This window comes from Pedobacter sp. Bi27, from assembly GCF_918698255.1.
In the GTDB taxonomy this organism is placed as follows: Bacteria; Bacteroidota; Bacteroidia; order Sphingobacteriales; family Sphingobacteriaceae; genus Pedobacter.
Genome location: NZ_CAKKMW010000001.1, coordinates 268,706 through 285,026, shown reverse-complemented (window position 1 = coordinate 285,026; position 16,321 = coordinate 268,706). Strand labels below are relative to the sequence as shown.

The window sequence follows — 16,321 nt, the reverse complement described above, 5'->3', positions numbered from 1 at the left end:
GATGCTTAAGATCTCTGAACATTTCGAATATTATTATAGTGACCATATCAATACGCTACATAAATTGGCTAATTGGGAAAGCTATTATGACCTAGAGGATAAAACTGACGTAATTTTTTTCGATCCAGAAGAGCAATACGCTTGCGTTTCCTTAAGATTGAGGAAAGAAAATGAGCAGCATCAATGTTCAATTACATCATCCTATTATATCGGTTTAGATAAGTTTTCAAAATTTAAACTACCAGTTTATATCCAACCGAAACTTAATAATGAAGATTATCAACTAAACTATATTCAAATGCTTCTAGAGGCATTGAAAGAGCCAGAAAATTTTGAACATTTGGAAGGTTTGCTATTGGTTAAGTTTGATGATCCGTGGATTGAAATAGAAAATGAGCTTTTGCCAGAACTAACACCATTTTTAATTGCACAGTTTTTAGCAACAGTTAAGTTATTAGTTAAAAAAGGGTTAAAGAAATCTTATTATCATAAAACAGAAAGTCTTTCTGGCAGGATTAAGGGTAAGGTTTTGATTGGTAGACAGGTCAAAGAGAATATCTTGAAAAACAGGTTAACCCGAACCATTTGCCAATATCAAGAGTTTGGATTTGATACGGAAGTTAATCAATTCTTAAAATATGTTTTAAGTTTATTACCGCGGCATTTCGGTGATTTTGATGTAAAAGGAAATATCAGATTAAATCTAGAGGAAATATGGCGTTTTTGCCAAGCTGGTTTTCAGCAAGTAAGCAAAGGAACATTTACTAAATTACTATATAAAGAGAATAACCCTTTTTATAAACAGTACAATTTAGCTATACAATTGGGTAATCAAATATTAGCGTTACAAGACTACAATATATCAAGAAATGCTAGTCAAACTATTTGTAAGCATCCGCCATTTTGGATAGATATGAGCAAATTATTTGAACTTTATGTGTTTAAGGAATTAAGAGTGAAGTTTAAAGATGATAATGCTGTACTTTATCATCAAAAATATCATAAACAAGAACTAGATTTTATTATTAATGCTAACGGCTTTAAAGTTGTAGTGGATGCAAAATATAAGCCCAGGTATGCAAATGGTAATCCGAATATTGAGGATGCTAGGCAGTTGTCTGGTTATACCAGATTAAATAAAGTATACGAAGAGTTAAAGATTAATGATAATTCATTAATACCTGCTTATCTTATCTATCCTTCAAATTTACCAGCGATTGTTGAAAAAAATAGTTCAGAAACTAAAGATGTTTTTGAGGAACCAGCAGAAGCATCTGATCAACTGCTAAAAGGCAAAGTCAGAAAGTCTACTATGTATAGAGAGCTGTATTTACAACAAATTAGTTTGCCAGTTATCTAATAATGCTTTGCAAAATCTTCTTCAGTTATTACTGAGTAAATCTCCTTAAAAAAATTAACCGAGTATATTGCATTTTAGTTCAATTCAGTGCTGGGATTGACTAGCGCCTTCTTCTTCAAGTTAGTCGAAGAGCTGCCTATTTATCATTTGACTTAGAAAAATCCAGTAAATCAGATACCGATATTTTTAAATGGTCAGCAATCAATTTAAGGCTGCTGATAGAAACGTTAGTTTCAGCTCTTTCAATACGACCTATTTGCCTAGTATCAATTCCGGTTAACTCTGTTAGCTTCTCCTGTGTGATTTTTCTAAGATCACGGATTTCCACAATGCGTTTTCCAATTTTGACTAAATACTCTTGATCCCGATATTGTTTTCCCACAACGCAAAATCCACATATTATTGAAAAAATATTAGGACTTATTTGTCCTTTTGTTTTAGAGTTATTATATTTGATTAATTAATAAAGAGTTATAAATAAGAGTTTTGCAGCTCCACATCTCAGGCCGTTGATGCAAAACAGTAGATTTATAGCCCATTCTTGTGTAGTTTATGCTATTTTAGCATTTCTAAATGAGAGTGGGTTTCTGCTGTAATTCCATATCAACGTAAGGCCTGAGAAACTTTAAGGAGCTATGGTAGGTAGAAGCCCACTTTTATATTTTACCCCAACAAGACTCGTAGAACCATACGAGTATGATGAATAAACCAATTACAATTGCAGGGAAACCACTTTCGCAGTTTTACAAACTGCCTTTTGAAAAAGGGAGCAGGGTATTAAGGTTAGAGGTGCTTGAACTGCACAGCACATTTAAGGTGCGTAAAAACCCTAACCTGATAGAAAAAAAAATGCTTTCTTTTAAGCAGGGTTTGTTAACTGTTAATGTTAAATTGGAAAATGAGGCTCCAGAAAGGGTTTACATTCGGGTAGCATACGATCATCTGCTGGTGAGCTGTAGTGTAGATACTGATGAAACGTACCTGGGGCGTTATGCTTACCACACCTTGCGGGCCATGCTGTGGACGGGCTGCCTTGATTTTAAGGAATATTACTGGCCCGAATGTTTTGGGGTGAATACCGAGCGATCTAAATATGTAGATCTTATTAAGAAACCTAACGGACCGCAGATTAGATTAAAGAAAAAGTTTATCGGTTTATTTAGGCCTGGTGATTATTTTCCGGAGGTTAAGGAGCGGGTGCTTGTGCCGCGGGCAACAGGGGCTAAACACACCGTTGCTGATTTGGCACCGATGGGTGTTGGCTATTGTTTTGCCAATACAGATCTGCAGAATTTCCACAGCAACCATTATCCTTTTCTTATTCCTTATGTTTATGCTGCCACTGCTTACCTGAAAACGGTAAAATCGTACAAAAGTTTCGTGTTTAATGCGCAAGATGTGGAGGGGATAAATGTATCGGCACAACAGCAAGAGCTGAACAGCATTTGCTTTGCCATGAAGCAGCTAGCTTCAATACGTTTCAGTGCATACACTGCGCTACCCGAAACCGTGGCCGAAATTAGCAGGATTAATGAGGCTAACCACCTCGAAATTTTTAAGCTATGGAACATGGCCTTACCATTATTGGTACAGCAACCTTTTACGCATTACCTATATACGTATGGCATGCGGAATGTTGCGGGCAAACCAGTAAGGAGGGATATGAAATTGGCTTTTTTCTCGATTGATATTCCTGTTTTAAGCTTTGTATTAAGGGATAAGGGAGATTATTACGAACTGCAGCTTAGGCTTAAGGTGAAAGGGAAGCTGTTGAAATTAAGTAACGATAGCTTTGGGCTGTTTTTGGTTTGCGATCGGGTTAAAACGTATTTGTGGTATTTGCTTGGATCGGAAATGGATTATAGATTGGTGTGGTTCTTTAGTAAGGTAAATTTTAGGGTACAGGTACCGAAAGGGTATTATAAAGCGCATTTTGAGAGGTATGTTGAGGGGATTGAGCGGTGTTATGTGGTTAAGAGGGTTTAATGGCGGGTGTTTGGTTTTTGCAGTATCTCTAATACGGTCGTCATTCCCGCGCAGGCGGGAACCTTAAAGCGGTCGCTATTCTTTACCTCAGGCTCGGGGCTTGCCTCGGCTCACCGCCGCCGAGGGGCTCTTACTTTTGGCTTGATCCAAAAGTAACAAAAGATCAAGGCTTGGAACTGATGTCGGATAAGCTAGTCGAAACTTTATTTGCAACAGCGGCTAGGAACGAAGAAAAATCGTTCTTGCCTCTGTTTTGGTTCTTCGGGTCAGGGAAAGATTGTGCACAAGTTTCAACTGCTTCTCCTTCCATCATTTCCTAGGCCGGATAGCAGGGTGCAGATCGCATGGTGCACACTGCAGGGTGCGGTAATTTGTTTTTTAGTCCTTTCCCTTTCAGGGGAAAGGTGCCGATAGGCGGATAGGGGTTTAAGGCGCTCGCTATTATACGGTCGTCATTCCCGCGCAGGCGGGAACCTTAAAGCGGTCGCTATTCTTTGCCGCTGGCTCAGGCTTGCCTCGGCTCACCGCCGCCGAGGGGCTCTTACTTTTGGCTTGATCCAAAAGTAACAAACCTGAGCGCAGCGAAAGCATGCCTACCTTTAAAACAACAAACACTAAGGCATAACTGAAAGGCTTGGAACTGATGTCGGATAAATTCGTCAAAGCTTTTTTAGTCGTCAGCACAAGCCCCCGATGAAGGATTGGGGAGGGCGTGCTGCCTCTGGTTAGTGGTAGGTTGAGAGGAGGTGCTAAAGCTTTAACGTTTTCTCCTTCCATCATTTCCTAGGCCGGATAGCATGGTGCGAATAGCAAGGGGCATATTGCAGGGTGCGGTAATTTGTTTTTTAGTCCTTTCCCTTTCAGGGAAAAGGTGCCGATAGGCGGATAGGGGGCTAAGGCGCTCGCTATAATACGGTCGTCATTCTCGCGCATGCGGGAATCTTAAAGCACTTGTTATGTTGTTGACATTGCACTGTTTTGCCCTTCGCGCAGTCTTGCCTCGGCTCACCGCCGCCGAGTGGCTCTTACTTTTTCCTTGATGAAAAAGTAACAAACCTGAGCGCAGCGAAAGCATGCCTACCTTTAAAACAACAAACACTAAGGCATAACTGAAAGGCTTGGAACTGATGTCGGATAAATTCGTTAAAGCTTTTTGGGTCGCCAGCACAAGTCCCCGATGAAGGATCGGGGAGAGCGTGCTGCCTCGGGGTAGTGGTAGGTTGAAAGGAGGTGCTAAAGCTTTAACGTTTTCTCCTTCCATCATTTCCTAGGCCGGATAGCGAGGTGCAGATAGCATGGCGCACACTGCAGGGGGAGGTAATTTGTCTTTTAGCCCTTTCCCTTTCAGGGGAAAGGTGCCGCTAGGCGGATAGGGGTTTAAGGCGCTCGCTATAATACGGTCGTCATTGCGAGGCACGAAGCAATCTTAATGCGCTTGCTATTTTTTTCTTACCCCTTGCTGGGGCTTGCCTCGGCTCACCGCCGCCGAGGGGGCTCTTTCTTTTGGCTTGGCCCAAAAGAAACAAAAACCCAAGGCTTGCATCTTTTCTTGTAAAAACCTACGGAAATCTTTATTGCGGCAGTATCGAGGCTCTTACCCTGGCTTATCCCATCGCACCCGCTTGATCCTGCCTTGGGCTGTGGGGTTATGAGGGGAAGTGCACAGATTTCCGTGCTTTTTCCTGCGAAAATCTGCTAGGCCGTATAGCAGGGTGCAGATCGCATGGGGCATATTGCAGGGTGCGGTAGTTTGTTTTTTAGTCCTTTCCCTTTCAGGGGAAAGGTGCCGTTAGGCGGATAGGGGTTTAAGGCGCTAAAATTAACGCTTGTAATCGCGTTCTTTGCGAAAAACTTTGCACCCTTTGCGGTTAAATATTAGCTTAATCTTTACAACGAATCTAAAAAATCTAAATACAAAGGAACGCTTTCTTCTATCCATTTTTTCGACGTGTTATGCTCCATTCCATAATATGCAAATGGGGGTTGGTAATCGGCTTTTACATATTGGAAGGAGAGTTCGTACGGACGGGTTAATTCTGCTAATGTATATTTATATTTTTCTGATGGACGCAGTTCGTGTTCTTCAACGCCTAATGAAATGGCCAGGGCAATTTTCTTTCCAGACAATTTATAACCGCTTTTGCTGCCATAAGCCCATCCATGAGTAAGTACTTCATCCATCCATTTTTTTAAAAGTGAGGGGCAATTGAACCAATAATAGGGGAATTGGAATACGATTTTATCATGTTGTTCAACCAGCTTTTGTTCTGCCAATACATCAATTTTTTCATCTGGATAGGCCTCATACAGTTGATGGACTACATATTTATCGGGGTATTTATTTAATTCTTCAATCCACCGTTTGTTGATTGCGGAACTTTTAATATCGGGATGGGTTACAACGATTAGTGTTTTCATTTTTACGGATTTTGATGATTATAAAGCGCAAAAATAGATGCATAACCGCTTATTTTGTAAATTAGCAACCAATTGTAAGGTACTATAAAAAATGTAAGCATGTCTAAAATCAAGGAAACCTCAACCAACTACGCAAACAAACAAGCTCTAGCTGATGAGTGTTTAGAAGTTTATACGGCCAACATTATTGGCGGTCAATGGGCTTTAGCGATCTGTTCGTGGTTAATGAACGGTAAACTCAGATTTGGAGAGTTAAAAAAAAATCTGCCCAATATTACCGAGCGAATGCTCACCTTACAGCTACGTAAATTAGAGGCAGCTAAAATTGTTAAGCGAACCATATACGCCGAGGTTCCGCTACGGGTGGAATACGAACTAACCGAAATTGGCCTCGAATTGAGGCCAATCATTAATGCACTCGAAAGTTGGGGTGTAAAACATAAAAGTCTGTTAGGGGAGTAGCTCGCCTGGTTTATTTAAGGTCAGCATCCAAAACTTAATGCTTATCTCTTTTATTCGAAGCGCATACCCCGAGGGGTGAAGCGGAAGGTTGAGAACGATAGGCGGATAGGGGTTTAAGGCGCTTGCTATAAAACGGTCGTCATTGCGAGGTACGAAGCAATCTTAATGCGCTCGCTATTTTCTTGGCCCTTGCTCAGGCTTGCCTCGGCTCACCGCCGCCGAGGGGCTCTTACTTTTTCCTTGATGAAAAAGTAACAAAAAATCAAGGCTCGCATCTTTTCTTGTAAAAACCTACGGAAATCTTAATCGCGGCAGCATCGAGGCTCTTACCCTTGCTTATTCCTAACGCTCCCGCTTTGATCCTGCCTTGGGCTGTGGGGTAATGAGGGGAGGTACAAAGATTTCCGTGCTTTTTCCGGCGAAAATCTGCTAGGCCGGATAGCATGGTGCGGATAGCATGGGGCAGTGGACTTATTGCGTTCTTTCAATCGCGGTCAATTCATCATCGTTGTATTTTTCTCTGGTTTTTTGTCATCCTGAGCGGAGTCGAAGGACCTTCTTCCATCATCTGCTAGGCCGGATAGCAGGGAGCATATTGCAGGGTGCGGTAATTTGTTTTTTAGTCCTTTCCCTTTCGGGGGGAAGGTGCCGATAGGCGGATAGGGGTTCTGTGCCCCTCTGTGTTTTACTTTGTGTCCTCTGTGGTTAAATTGCCTTCTGTGGTTAACCCTTTAGCTTTCACCGATTTCAAAAACACAAACCCCACCACGCCCGATAGGATCGAAGCCGTTAAAATTGCAAACTTTGCTTCCGAAACATGGAGCACTTCGCTAAAAGAGAGCAGCGCAATAAAGATCGACATGGTAAAACCGATCCCCGCCAGCATACCCAGGCCTAAGATGTGTTTCCAACCTGCTCCGGTGGGTAAATCGGCCCATTTCAGTTTCACGGCTAACCAGCTGAAAAAGGTTACGCCAATGGTTTTACCCACGAATAAACCTACGATAATGCCCAGTCCGAGAGGGGAAACCAGTCCGGCGAGCATTTCTTTTTGAAAAGTGATATTGGTATTGGCTAATGCAAAAATGGGCATAATGATGTAGTTTACCGGCGTGGTTAAAAAATGTTCCAGTTTTTCAAGTGGCGATTCTTCATCCGTTTCGTTAGTAGGGATGGTGAAAGCCAACAGTACCCCTGCAATGGTGGCATGGATGCCAGAGTGGTGAATGAAATACCAAAGGAATATGCTTGGAATGAGGTAAAATGCCAGTTTCTTTACGCCGAAATAATTCATCAGTCCTAAAAGAACAAGGATGCCTCCGGCCATGGCCAGGTATTCGAAATGAATCTGGTTAGTATAAAAGATTGCGATGACCAGGATGGCACCAAGATCATCGACAATGGCTAAAGCGGCCAGGAATATTTTTAAACTGGTGGGTACACTTTTACCGAGCATGGCAATAATGGCAAGGGCAAAGGCGATATCGGTTGCCATGGGGATGCCCCAGCCTGATGCCGAGCTTTCTCCTTTGTTAAACAGGCTATAAATTAAGGCAGGGACGAGCATGCCGCCGAGCGCTGCAATTACGGGTAAGGCTGCGCTTTTAACGGAAGATAATTCTCCTTCGAGCAGTTCGCGTTTGATTTCGAGCCCTACGAGCAGGAAAAATATAGCCATTAAGGCGTCGTTTATCCAGGCTAAAATGCTGTAGTTCACTTCACCAAAGCCTAATTTGATTGCTAAAAATGCTTCGAAACTTTCTTTTGAAGCGGTGTTGGCGATGAGTAAGGAAATTGCCACGCAGATCAACAATAAAAAACCACCTACTTGTCCGGAGCGAAAGAAACGCTGAAATACTTCTAGATTGATTAGTTTAGCCATAGGGGTAAAAATAGTGAAATAAGGGGGAAAGGGGGTGGTTTTTGTGAGGAAATTTGTTATTTAACGTGGTCGTCATTCCCGCGTATGCGGGAACCTTAAAGCAGTCGCTATTCTTGCCCTTCGCGCGGGCTTGCCTCGGCTCACCGCCGCCGAGGGGCTCTTTCTTTTCTCTTGATAGAAAAGAAACAAAAGATCAAGGCTTGGAACTGATGTCGGATAAATTCGTCAAAGCTTTTTTGGTCGCCAGCACAAGCCCCCGATGAAGAATCGGGGAGGGCGTGCTGCCTCGGGGTAGTGGTAGGTTGAAAGGAAGTGCTAAAGCTTTAACGTTTTCTCCTTCCATCATTTCCTATGCCGGATAGCAGGGAGCAGATCGCATGGTGCACACTGCAGAGTGCGGTAATTTGTCTTTTAGCCCTTTCCCTTTCAGGGGAAAGGTGCCGATAGGCGGATAGGGGGCTAGACGCTCGCTATAACACAGTTCAAAGATTTCTCCATTTCGCTATGCTCCAGTCGAAATGACGATAATTCTTCTAAAATAAAAAGCTGCAGATCCTTCGGTCTGCAGCTTTTCGTTTTGTTGCATTAAGATCCCCGCATGCGCGAGGATGACGACAGTCGCTTTAATTAAGGTTTCTTGCCAATATTTACCCTGATATTCACTTCAAAATCGCCATCGGTATAACCACTAATTGCGGAAGTTGCGGTGTTGTAATAAGCCATAAAATAAAAGGTCGATTTGTAGTTCATGCCGAAACCAAAGGTGGCGTTTTGGGTATTGTGGTACATGGCCATTGCGTATAACTTATCGTTAGCAAAATTTGCATTTAAACCGGCATCCCATAGGTTATCGTAATTTTTAATACCCCTGAAAACACCTTTGGGTTCGAGGCTGATTCCGTTTATACCTGATCCCAGCATGAACTTATAACTCACCGCCGAATAAAACGTGGGTTTGTCGGCAAAGTTTAAATCGTCTTTTCTGAAAACGGAACGCATGTTCGGTACGGCACCTTCAACGGTTAATCCCTTCGAGGTATAAGAGATCCCGAAATCGCCATCTACATAATAACCGCGATCGTTAAAACGGGCGATGGAAGGGTCGTTAATATCGCTGTTTCTTACGCTGCTTAAATCCAGTTTATCCTGACTGGCACCAAAAGAGATTCCGAAGTTTAATTTCTGGTCGTCGCTGTTTAGCGGAAGGTGATAAGCAAAGGTTCCAACGGCTTTAGTGCGTTGGATACCACCCGATTTCTCGTTGTAGATGTTTACGCCCCAACCCACTTTGTTCACCTGTTGATCTAAGGTTACACTCTGGGTAATGGGGGCACCTGGAATGTTAGACCATTGCTTGCGGAAACTTCCGTTGATGTTAAAACCTTCGTTTATACCAGCCATTGAGGGGTTAACAAGGTAACGGTTCTGAAAATATTGTGCATTGAGTGGAAGGATCTGCGCTTTAACCGAACCTAAAAATAATGTGCCTGCAGCAAATAGAAACGTTACGCGACGCATTTGCTTTATGTTTTTTGTAATTGCTCTCATGTCTGTAATTAGTCTCTAATGATGTTGATATAACCTTTAAAAGTACCTGTGCTGTTACCCAAATCGATGATGTAGTAATAGGTACCCTCGCTTAACGGACTGCCGTTTATGGTTCCGTCCCAATCGTTGGCATAGGTATGTTTGGTGTATAAAATCCGTCCGGCCTTATCAAATATCTTCAAGGTATTGTTTGGATAATAATCGATGTTCTTCACGATGAATTTATCGTTATAACCATCGCCATTAGGCGTAACTACAGTACTGGCTTCTAGTTTATAATCGTCCATTACGGTAATGGCAATGCTTTGATCGCTCACACAGCCACTTGCATTGCTTACGATTACTTTATAGGTGCCGCTTTGTTTCGGTCGGATGGTAAGCGCTGAAGTGCTTTGTCCGCTAACGATATCCGAGCCTGTCCAGCTGTATTGCGTACCGCCGGTAGCCGTTAAAACGATGGCATCGCCTTTAGAAATCGATAAACCTTTGTTGCTGCTGATAGAAACTACAGGTAAAGCGTTTACCGTTACCGTGGCTGTTCCGGTTTGCGTTTGGGTAGCATAGGCATCGGTCACGCTTACTAAATTGTAGGTAAATGTACCTGTTGCGCTGGTTGGCACACTAACCGTTGCAGTAGTTGAGCTTGTGCTTACCGTACGGTTACTGCCGCCATTTACCGTATAAGTAAAGGTATAAGGTGCTGTGCCGACTGAACCTGTGAAGGTAATATTTGGTGATGAACCGAAGTTACATACGGATGTATTGCCTGCAATGGTGGCTACTGGTAAAGGACGAACTGTTACCGTGGTTGAAACATTTTGTGCCTGTGCACTAAAAGCATCGGCAATGTTGGTGATGGTGTAAACGAATGTGCCCACCACATTGGTTGGTGCCGTTACTGTTGCGGTATTGCTTGTTGCCCTCAACGTTTGGCTGTTACCGCCATTGATATTATAAGTGAATGTAAAGGGGGCTGTACCTGCAGTTGCCCTAAAGGTAATAACCGGAGCAGTGGCGTTTTGTGGAACAGCAACACTGGCACTTATTGCGGCAACCGGTTTGGCGTTTATATGAAGATTGGCAGCATTGTAGTTGATGGTGTAATTGCTACTTAAAGCCAGCGTTCCCTGCTGAATGGCATAATCGCCTGCGGTTTCGCCCGGCACACGGCTTAATGCTCCTGTAAAAGCATCGGTGCCGATTAATGCAGGGCTGGAAACATAGGTAAATGCGGGATCAGCTGTTCCTTCTAGCTTGGTTTTGGCATCTGCCGTTACCGTAATGCCTTTAGGGGCAATGGTTAATACCTGTTGTTTGGCAACTGCCGGGTTAAAGAAAGTATCGCCAGGTTGATTGGCTGTAATGGTTACCGTACCTGCTTTTACAATGTGGATATCGTTATTGCTGATGGTGGCAATATTGGTATCGCTACTGGTATATTCGATGTTAATGGCCGTATTGTCGCTCGTAGCCCCTGCAACCAAATCAGGGTCGCCATAAGTAGCGGTTCTGGTAGCGGTAAAGGTAATGTTCTGGTCTTTCTTAACGGTTGCATCATCCCTGGTGTACCAGATGGGGGAGGTAATGATCCGGCTTCCGTCTGCCTCTACAATATCAGCATAATAATAGCCTGTGGCCAGGTTGGCCAGGGCATTGTCGGTATAGGTTAAACTTGCGGTTGCACTGGTGGTTAATTCTACCGGGTTGATGCCGCTTCCAGGTGTTCCGTATAAAATTTTAATACTTGTTACCGCACTTGTAGTAATCGAACTCACCGAGAGCTGTGGCGCACCAGCGGTTTTAAAGACACTGCCTACCGGTTGTTTGTTGATGGTGAATACGACTTTCGCGGCCGAATCTTCAGAAGCGTAAAAACGCATCTTTTTAATGGCATCCAATAAATCGTTCTCGGTAAGGGCAGGAGCCAATACCACCAACCGCGCACGGGTGTGTTTACCAAAGGTTAAATTGTGGTTATCATGATCGATGGTTGCACCAAGGTGATAACCCTTAGCCAGCATGCGGTTATAATAGCTTAAATAACTCATTGAGCTGGCGGGATCGGAATAGGTAACATTGGTCGAAAATGCAGGACCACTTTCTAAGGCCGCACCTACAATAGCACTATCTGCACTTAAATCGTAAGTTGCAGAGATGTTATTGTAATCTGTTGTATTGGGGTGAGCCAAAGTAGCTACGGCATTTAAACCATGGCGGTTAATGATCCTGAATAAACCCGCTGGCCCAGTATAAGTGCTTTTAGGTACATAAATCTGGTTTTCGCCGGGCTCCCAGCCGATCAGTGAATCGATACCGTACACAATTACGTGTCCGCCGCCACTGATTACGCCCCACTCCATACCGTGCAAAGCAACAAAAGTAGAAGTGGTTGCATTTTTGGCTGCAATGATACCCGGTTGCCAGTTGGCTAAAGACATGCCGGCCTGTGTATGGTTATGCTCTGATATCCCAAGGAAATCGAGGTTCATCGCCGTTTTGGCAAAAGCATAATCATCCTCTGGTTTTTTTGTTAAATCGTCTTTGTTTCCGTCAGAATAACTGCTGTGACTGTGTAAGTTACCATAATAGAAATTGAGTTTGTTTACATCAAGGATGCCGGTTTTAAAGTTTCCTAAAAGCGGCTGTGTGGTTAAATATAAAGGGCCACCGCTGCAGGCACTGTTTACCGCATAAGTGAAAAAGTAATAATTGGTGTTCTGGGTTAAACCATTTCTGATAAATGAAGTGCCCGTTCCTCTTTTCACCACGATACCACCACCTAAAGCATCGCCTACATTATAAACCGTTTGGTTTACCGGTGCTGCGGTTAAGGTGTTGCTGGTACTCATCACCACCAGGTATTCATCAGTTGCGCTGGCGGCGGTGAAAGAAGCCTGGATAAAGTTATAGTTGGAAGAAGTAATGGTAAAACCCGTAGGCTGTGCCGTTGGAGTGGCACAAGGCAATAAGGTTTTAGTAGTTTGTGCTGCGGTTAAAATATTGGTGGTTAAATATTTCGGTCCGCCGGTACAAGAAAGATTGTTTAATGGAACAATAAAATAGTTATAATTAGTAGAACTGTTTAAATTGTTATCGGTAAAAGTATTGCTCACAATTTTATTGATTACCGTGCCTCCACCAAAAGAAGAACCAATGGCATAAGCGGTACCATCAACCGGAAGTGCGCTTAAGGTGGCATTTAAACTTCTGATGATTAGGTATTCGTTGGCATCGGCCGATTTAGTGAAAGTAGCGGTGATGCTGCCTGTGGTTACGGCGCTAAAAACCAAAGCGGTCGCGGGGCTGCCTGGTGCGGCGCAGGCAGGTAAGTTAGGTGGAAAATGTACACCCAATCTATTGGCATCGTCATCATCAATGGCATTTTGGACGGTGGCCAATGGTGTTCTGGTCCAATCGTCGTCTACATAAGTTGGGCTAGGGGCCGTTACATTCAAACTTCTTACATAAGAAACATCTTTAGCGTTAACACCCTGACCGAAGGCATCGATAATGTTGTTATTGGCATCTAAAAGGGCCACACCATCGTTACCGTTAAAGTTGATTACGGTGTTGCTGTTTAATATGGCACTGGCAGGACTTAGGTAAGGTACTTCAGTATTGCTGTTACCCGTATTGCCCAAAAGTACGGAGCCGTGGGCCGGGATGGTGAAGTTTAAATTTACTGTTTGCGAAGGTGTACCCGTGATGTTGATGTTACCCGCATCGCCCGAAATATTGTATAAAGCTAATTTTAACTGTGGTGATGCAGTATTGATCGGGGCATTGCTCAGGTTGGTTAATTCGATCCACTTGTTTACAGAGGTGCCTTCGTAATATTGACTGATGATTACGGGTGCGCTTACCAAAGGAGGATTGGCCGTGGTAGCATCAACCGTGGCAACTGTGGTTTGTAAATTGCCTGCTGCATCCTGTGCCACAACATATAAGGTATAACCGGTACCGATTGTTAAACCGGTGATGGATGCACTGGCATCGGTGTTGGCCGTATTGGCAAATGATCCCGATTTTAAAGCTGCAGATCCGCTTCCATCCTGTGCGGCTTTCACCTGTGCAGGTGTTGGGGCAGTACCGCCAGTAAGCGCTAGCACATAATAAGTGGTACCTGCTTCGTTAATGTTGTTTGCAAAAACTACCGAGGTAGTGGTAACCGTTGTTGTTTTGGGGTAAGTGGCTGCCGTTACCGGTGGGGTAACGTCGCCTACAATACCAGTACCTGTAAGGGCAACATTTATAAGATTTGCTCCGGTACTCGAAATTTGGACGTTGCTTGAAGATGGGCCAGTAACCGTTGGACTATAGCGTACGTAAACCGTTGGCGAAGCCGAAACTTCGGCAACACTGTAGGCTACAGTTGTGCTGAAAGTGCTATTATCTTTGGATACTGTAAAAGGTAAAGTTGTGCTAACGTTGGTATTTGCTGTGGTATTGCTGCCGCTTAGGGTGAAGCTCTGCGCAGTAGAATTTGTTGCAATACTTTGGTTGCCAAATGCCAAACTGGTTGGCGATGCTGATAAAACCGGTGTAGTGGACCCACCGCTTTTCGGTGTGATGCTAAAATTGTCGATCGTGTAAATACCGTCGCTTCCTGAATCATCAGTATCTGTCCAACGGATATAAAGTGTGGTACCATTTGTCCAGGTAATGGCGGTGATACTTCCCGAAATAGCCGTTTGATTTGCAGGTAGGTTTCCATCAATACCAGCCGCTGCGGTAGTTGTGGTTAACTTTTCGTTAAGGTCCATGCTACTAAGTGGTAGCCAGGTGGCCGATGCATCGGCAATGCTTGTGGCATTGAAACTGTATTCGAAATTTAGTTTTTCGTTAACCGTTGCTGTTGAGCCGCTTCTCCACTGTTCCATCACACCCGATAAATCGATTGAAGTGACAGTTGCGCCGGTGTTATTCTGGAATCCGGCACCAAATCTTGGTACCAACGAACCAGAAGCCAGACTTCCTAACGATCGGTCAGCCGCTCCGGCTGTTCCTGTGTTGTAGGCAGCACCGGCATTTGACGAAGCGGTGTAAACCGTTAATGTTAAGGCTGAACCAACGGCTACGCCGCTTGTGCCACTGGCTTTAACGGCGCTCCATCCGGCAACTGTTGAAGTTCCGGTTGCAGTCATGCCATCAAAATTTTCTAATCTAGCTGTATTTATTGTCGTTAGTGAGACTTGGGCAGATAAATAATTGGAGAAAATCAGAAAAAATAAAATGAGAAGTAAAGGTCTTTTCATATAATAAGTTTTGTTTACAACAAATGTATATGCAAAAGCCTTATAATCAGATTAACTTAATGTTAATTTGGGCGATTGTGGAAAAATAAACATAATAAGGAATAATTTTTTGATTGGGATGACGTTGATATGCTTTTTTTTGGCGTTTTGGTTTAAAGATTCGACTTACTATCATTGACAGATACTAAAAATCGGCAACATCTCGACCGGAGCGATTGATACGGCAGTAACTTGGTCATTTTTGCTGCTAAATAATTTTCTATCATCCTGAGGCACGAAGGATCTTTTGCCGAAAGATTCTTCACTGCGTTCAGAATGACAATTGTAGGTTTTGCCCTAGGCTTGGGCTTGCCTCGGCTCACCGCTATAATACGGTCGTCATTCCCGCGCAGGCGGGAACCTTAAAGCGGTCGCTATGTTGTTGCCCTCCACGCTGTCTTGCCTCGGCTCACCGCCGCCGAAGGGGCTCTTTCTTTTGGCTTGGCCCAAAAGAAACAAAAACCCAAGGCTGGGAACTGATGTCGGATAAATTCGTTAAAGCTTTTTTGGTCGCCAGCACAAGCCCCCGATGAAGGATCGGGGAGGGCGTGCTGCCTCGGGGTAGTGGATGGTTGAAAGGAGGTGCAAAAGCTTTAACGTTTTCTCCTTCCATCATTTCCGAGGCCGGATAGCATGATGCAGATCACCTGGAGCACATTGCAGGGTGCGGTAATTTGTTCTTTTAGTCCAATCCCTTCGGGTGAAAGGCGCCGATAGGCGGATAGGTGTTTAAGGCGTTCGCTATAATACGATCGTCATTCCCGCGCAGGCGGGAACCTTAATGCTTTGCTGTTCTGCTGTCCTTTTCTATTTTGCCCCTTGCTCGGGCTTGCCTCGGCTCACCGCCGCCGAGGGGCTCTTACTTTTGGCTTGGCCCAAAAGTAACAAAAACCCAAGGCTCGCATCCTTTCTTGTAAAAAACTACGGAAATCTTAATTGCGGCAGTATCGAGGCTCTTACCTTGGCTTATCCCATCGCACCCGCTTGATCCTGCCTTGGCTTGTGGGTTAATGATGGGGAGTGCGCAGATTTCCGTGCTTTTTCCTGCGAAAATCTGCCAGGCCGGATAGCATGATGCAGATCGCATGGCGCACATTGCAGGGCGCGATAATTTGTTTTTTTAGCCCTTTCACTTTCAGGGGAAAGGTGCCGATAGGCGGATAGGGGTTTAAGGCGCTCGCTATAATACGATCGTCATTGCGAGGAGGAACGACGAAGCAATCTTAATGCGCTCGCTAGGAATTGTGCGCCATTTTATTTTGCTTTGTCATCCTGAGGCACGAAGGATCTTTTACTGAAAGATTCTTCACTGCGTTCAGAATGACAATTGTAGGTTTGCCCTAGGCTTGGGCTTGCCTCGGTTAGCCACCG

General features: G+C 44.0%; 10 protein-coding genes. 3 read left to right on the top strand and 7 right to left on the bottom strand.

The genetic code is table 11. The features are described from left to right. The first annotated feature begins 1 nt into the window (after position 1). On the top strand, positions 2–1,360 hold the full coding sequence (locus tag LQ227_RS00940) for an McrC family protein (protein ID WP_230147837.1): 1,359 nt from the start codon (positions 2–4) through the stop codon (positions 1,358–1,360). Positions 1,361–1,496: 136 nt separating this feature from the next. Here the strand turns inward: LQ227_RS00940 and LQ227_RS00935 are convergent, their stop codons facing one another. Next, positions 1,497–1,742 carry a helix-turn-helix domain-containing protein gene (locus LQ227_RS00935; RefSeq protein ID WP_230147835.1) on the bottom strand — a complete coding sequence of 82 codons (246 nt, stop codon included), beginning with the start codon at positions 1,740–1,742 and terminating at the stop codon, positions 1,497–1,499. 314 nt (positions 1,743–2,056) lie between these two features. On the opposite strand from LQ227_RS00935, the gene LQ227_RS00930 reads away from it, so the two are divergent. Continuing rightward, positions 2,057–3,346 carry a hypothetical protein gene (locus LQ227_RS00930; protein WP_230147833.1) on the top strand — a complete coding sequence of 430 codons (1,290 nt, stop codon included), beginning with the start codon at positions 2,057–2,059 and terminating at the stop codon, positions 3,344–3,346. 441 nt (positions 3,347–3,787) lie between these two features. On the opposite strand, the gene LQ227_RS00925 is transcribed toward LQ227_RS00930, so the two are convergent. From LQ227_RS00925 to LQ227_RS00915, 3 genes are all read right to left on the bottom strand, one after another. Further along, positions 3,788–4,126 (bottom strand): hypothetical protein, encoded by a 339-nt coding sequence (locus tag LQ227_RS00925; protein WP_230147831.1) that lies wholly within the window; start codon positions 4,124–4,126, stop codon positions 3,788–3,790. A gap of 139 nt (positions 4,127–4,265) precedes the next feature. Beyond that, complete coding sequence (locus LQ227_RS00920; RefSeq protein ID WP_230147829.1) at positions 4,266–4,610, bottom strand: hypothetical protein; 345 nt, start codon at positions 4,608–4,610, stop codon at positions 4,266–4,268. Between the two features lie 623 nt (positions 4,611–5,233). Continuing rightward, positions 5,234–5,764 (bottom strand): NAD(P)H-dependent oxidoreductase, encoded by a 531-nt coding sequence (locus tag LQ227_RS00915; protein ID WP_230147827.1) that lies wholly within the window; start codon positions 5,762–5,764, stop codon positions 5,234–5,236. Between the two features lie 99 nt (positions 5,765–5,863). Between LQ227_RS00915 and LQ227_RS00910 the strand changes: the two genes are divergently transcribed. After that, a complete protein-coding gene (locus tag LQ227_RS00910; RefSeq protein ID WP_230147825.1) occupies positions 5,864–6,226 on the top strand; it encodes a helix-turn-helix domain-containing protein in 363 nt (120 codons plus the stop codon). 685 nt (positions 6,227–6,911) lie between these two features. Here LQ227_RS00910 and nhaA read toward each other — a convergent pair. From nhaA to LQ227_RS00895, 3 genes are all read right to left on the bottom strand, one after another. Then, a complete protein-coding gene (nhaA, locus tag LQ227_RS00905; protein ID WP_230147823.1) occupies positions 6,912–8,108 on the bottom strand; it encodes a Na+/H+ antiporter NhaA in 1,197 nt (398 codons plus the stop codon). 627 nt (positions 8,109–8,735) lie between these two features. Continuing rightward, the gene (locus tag LQ227_RS00900; protein ID WP_230147821.1) at positions 8,736–9,626 is read right to left on the bottom strand and encodes a type IX secretion system membrane protein PorP/SprF; all 891 of its coding nucleotides are present in this window, start codon (positions 9,624–9,626) and stop codon (positions 8,736–8,738) included. 38 nt (positions 9,627–9,664) lie between these two features. Further along, the gene (locus LQ227_RS00895; RefSeq protein ID WP_230147819.1) at positions 9,665–14,911 is read right to left on the bottom strand and encodes a CehA/McbA family metallohydrolase; all 5,247 of its coding nucleotides are present in this window, start codon (positions 14,909–14,911) and stop codon (positions 9,665–9,667) included. Between the last annotated feature and the right edge of the window lie 1,410 nt (positions 14,912–16,321).

Excerpts from the sequence above, each read along its gene's own strand:
- LQ227_RS00940 (WP_230147837.1), top strand. The coding sequence starts at position 2 with ATGCTTAAGATCTCTGAACATTTCGAATATTATTATAGTGACCATATC.
- LQ227_RS00930 (WP_230147833.1), top strand. The coding sequence starts at position 2,057 with ATGATGAATAAACCAATTACAATTGCAGGGAAACCACTTTCGCAGTTT.
- LQ227_RS00925 (WP_230147831.1), bottom strand. The coding sequence starts at position 4,126 with ATGATGGAAGGAGAAAACGTTAAAGCTTTAGCACCTCCTCTCAACCTA.
- LQ227_RS00920 (WP_230147829.1), bottom strand. The coding sequence starts at position 4,610 with ATGATGGAAGGAGAAAACGTTAAAGCTTTAGCACCTCCTTTCAACCTA.
- LQ227_RS00915 (WP_230147827.1), bottom strand. The coding sequence starts at position 5,764 with ATGAAAACACTAATCGTTGTAACCCATCCCGATATTAAAAGTTCCGCA.
- LQ227_RS00910 (WP_230147825.1), top strand. The coding sequence starts at position 5,864 with ATGTCTAAAATCAAGGAAACCTCAACCAACTACGCAAACAAACAAGCT.
- nhaA (WP_230147823.1), bottom strand. The coding sequence starts at position 8,108 with ATGGCTAAACTAATCAATCTAGAAGTATTTCAGCGTTTCTTTCGCTCC.
- LQ227_RS00900 (WP_230147821.1), bottom strand. The coding sequence starts at position 9,626 with ATGCGTCGCGTAACGTTTCTATTTGCTGCAGGCACATTATTTTTAGGT.
- LQ227_RS00895 (WP_230147819.1), bottom strand. The coding sequence starts at position 14,911 with ATGAAAAGACCTTTACTTCTCATTTTATTTTTTCTGATTTTCTCCAAT.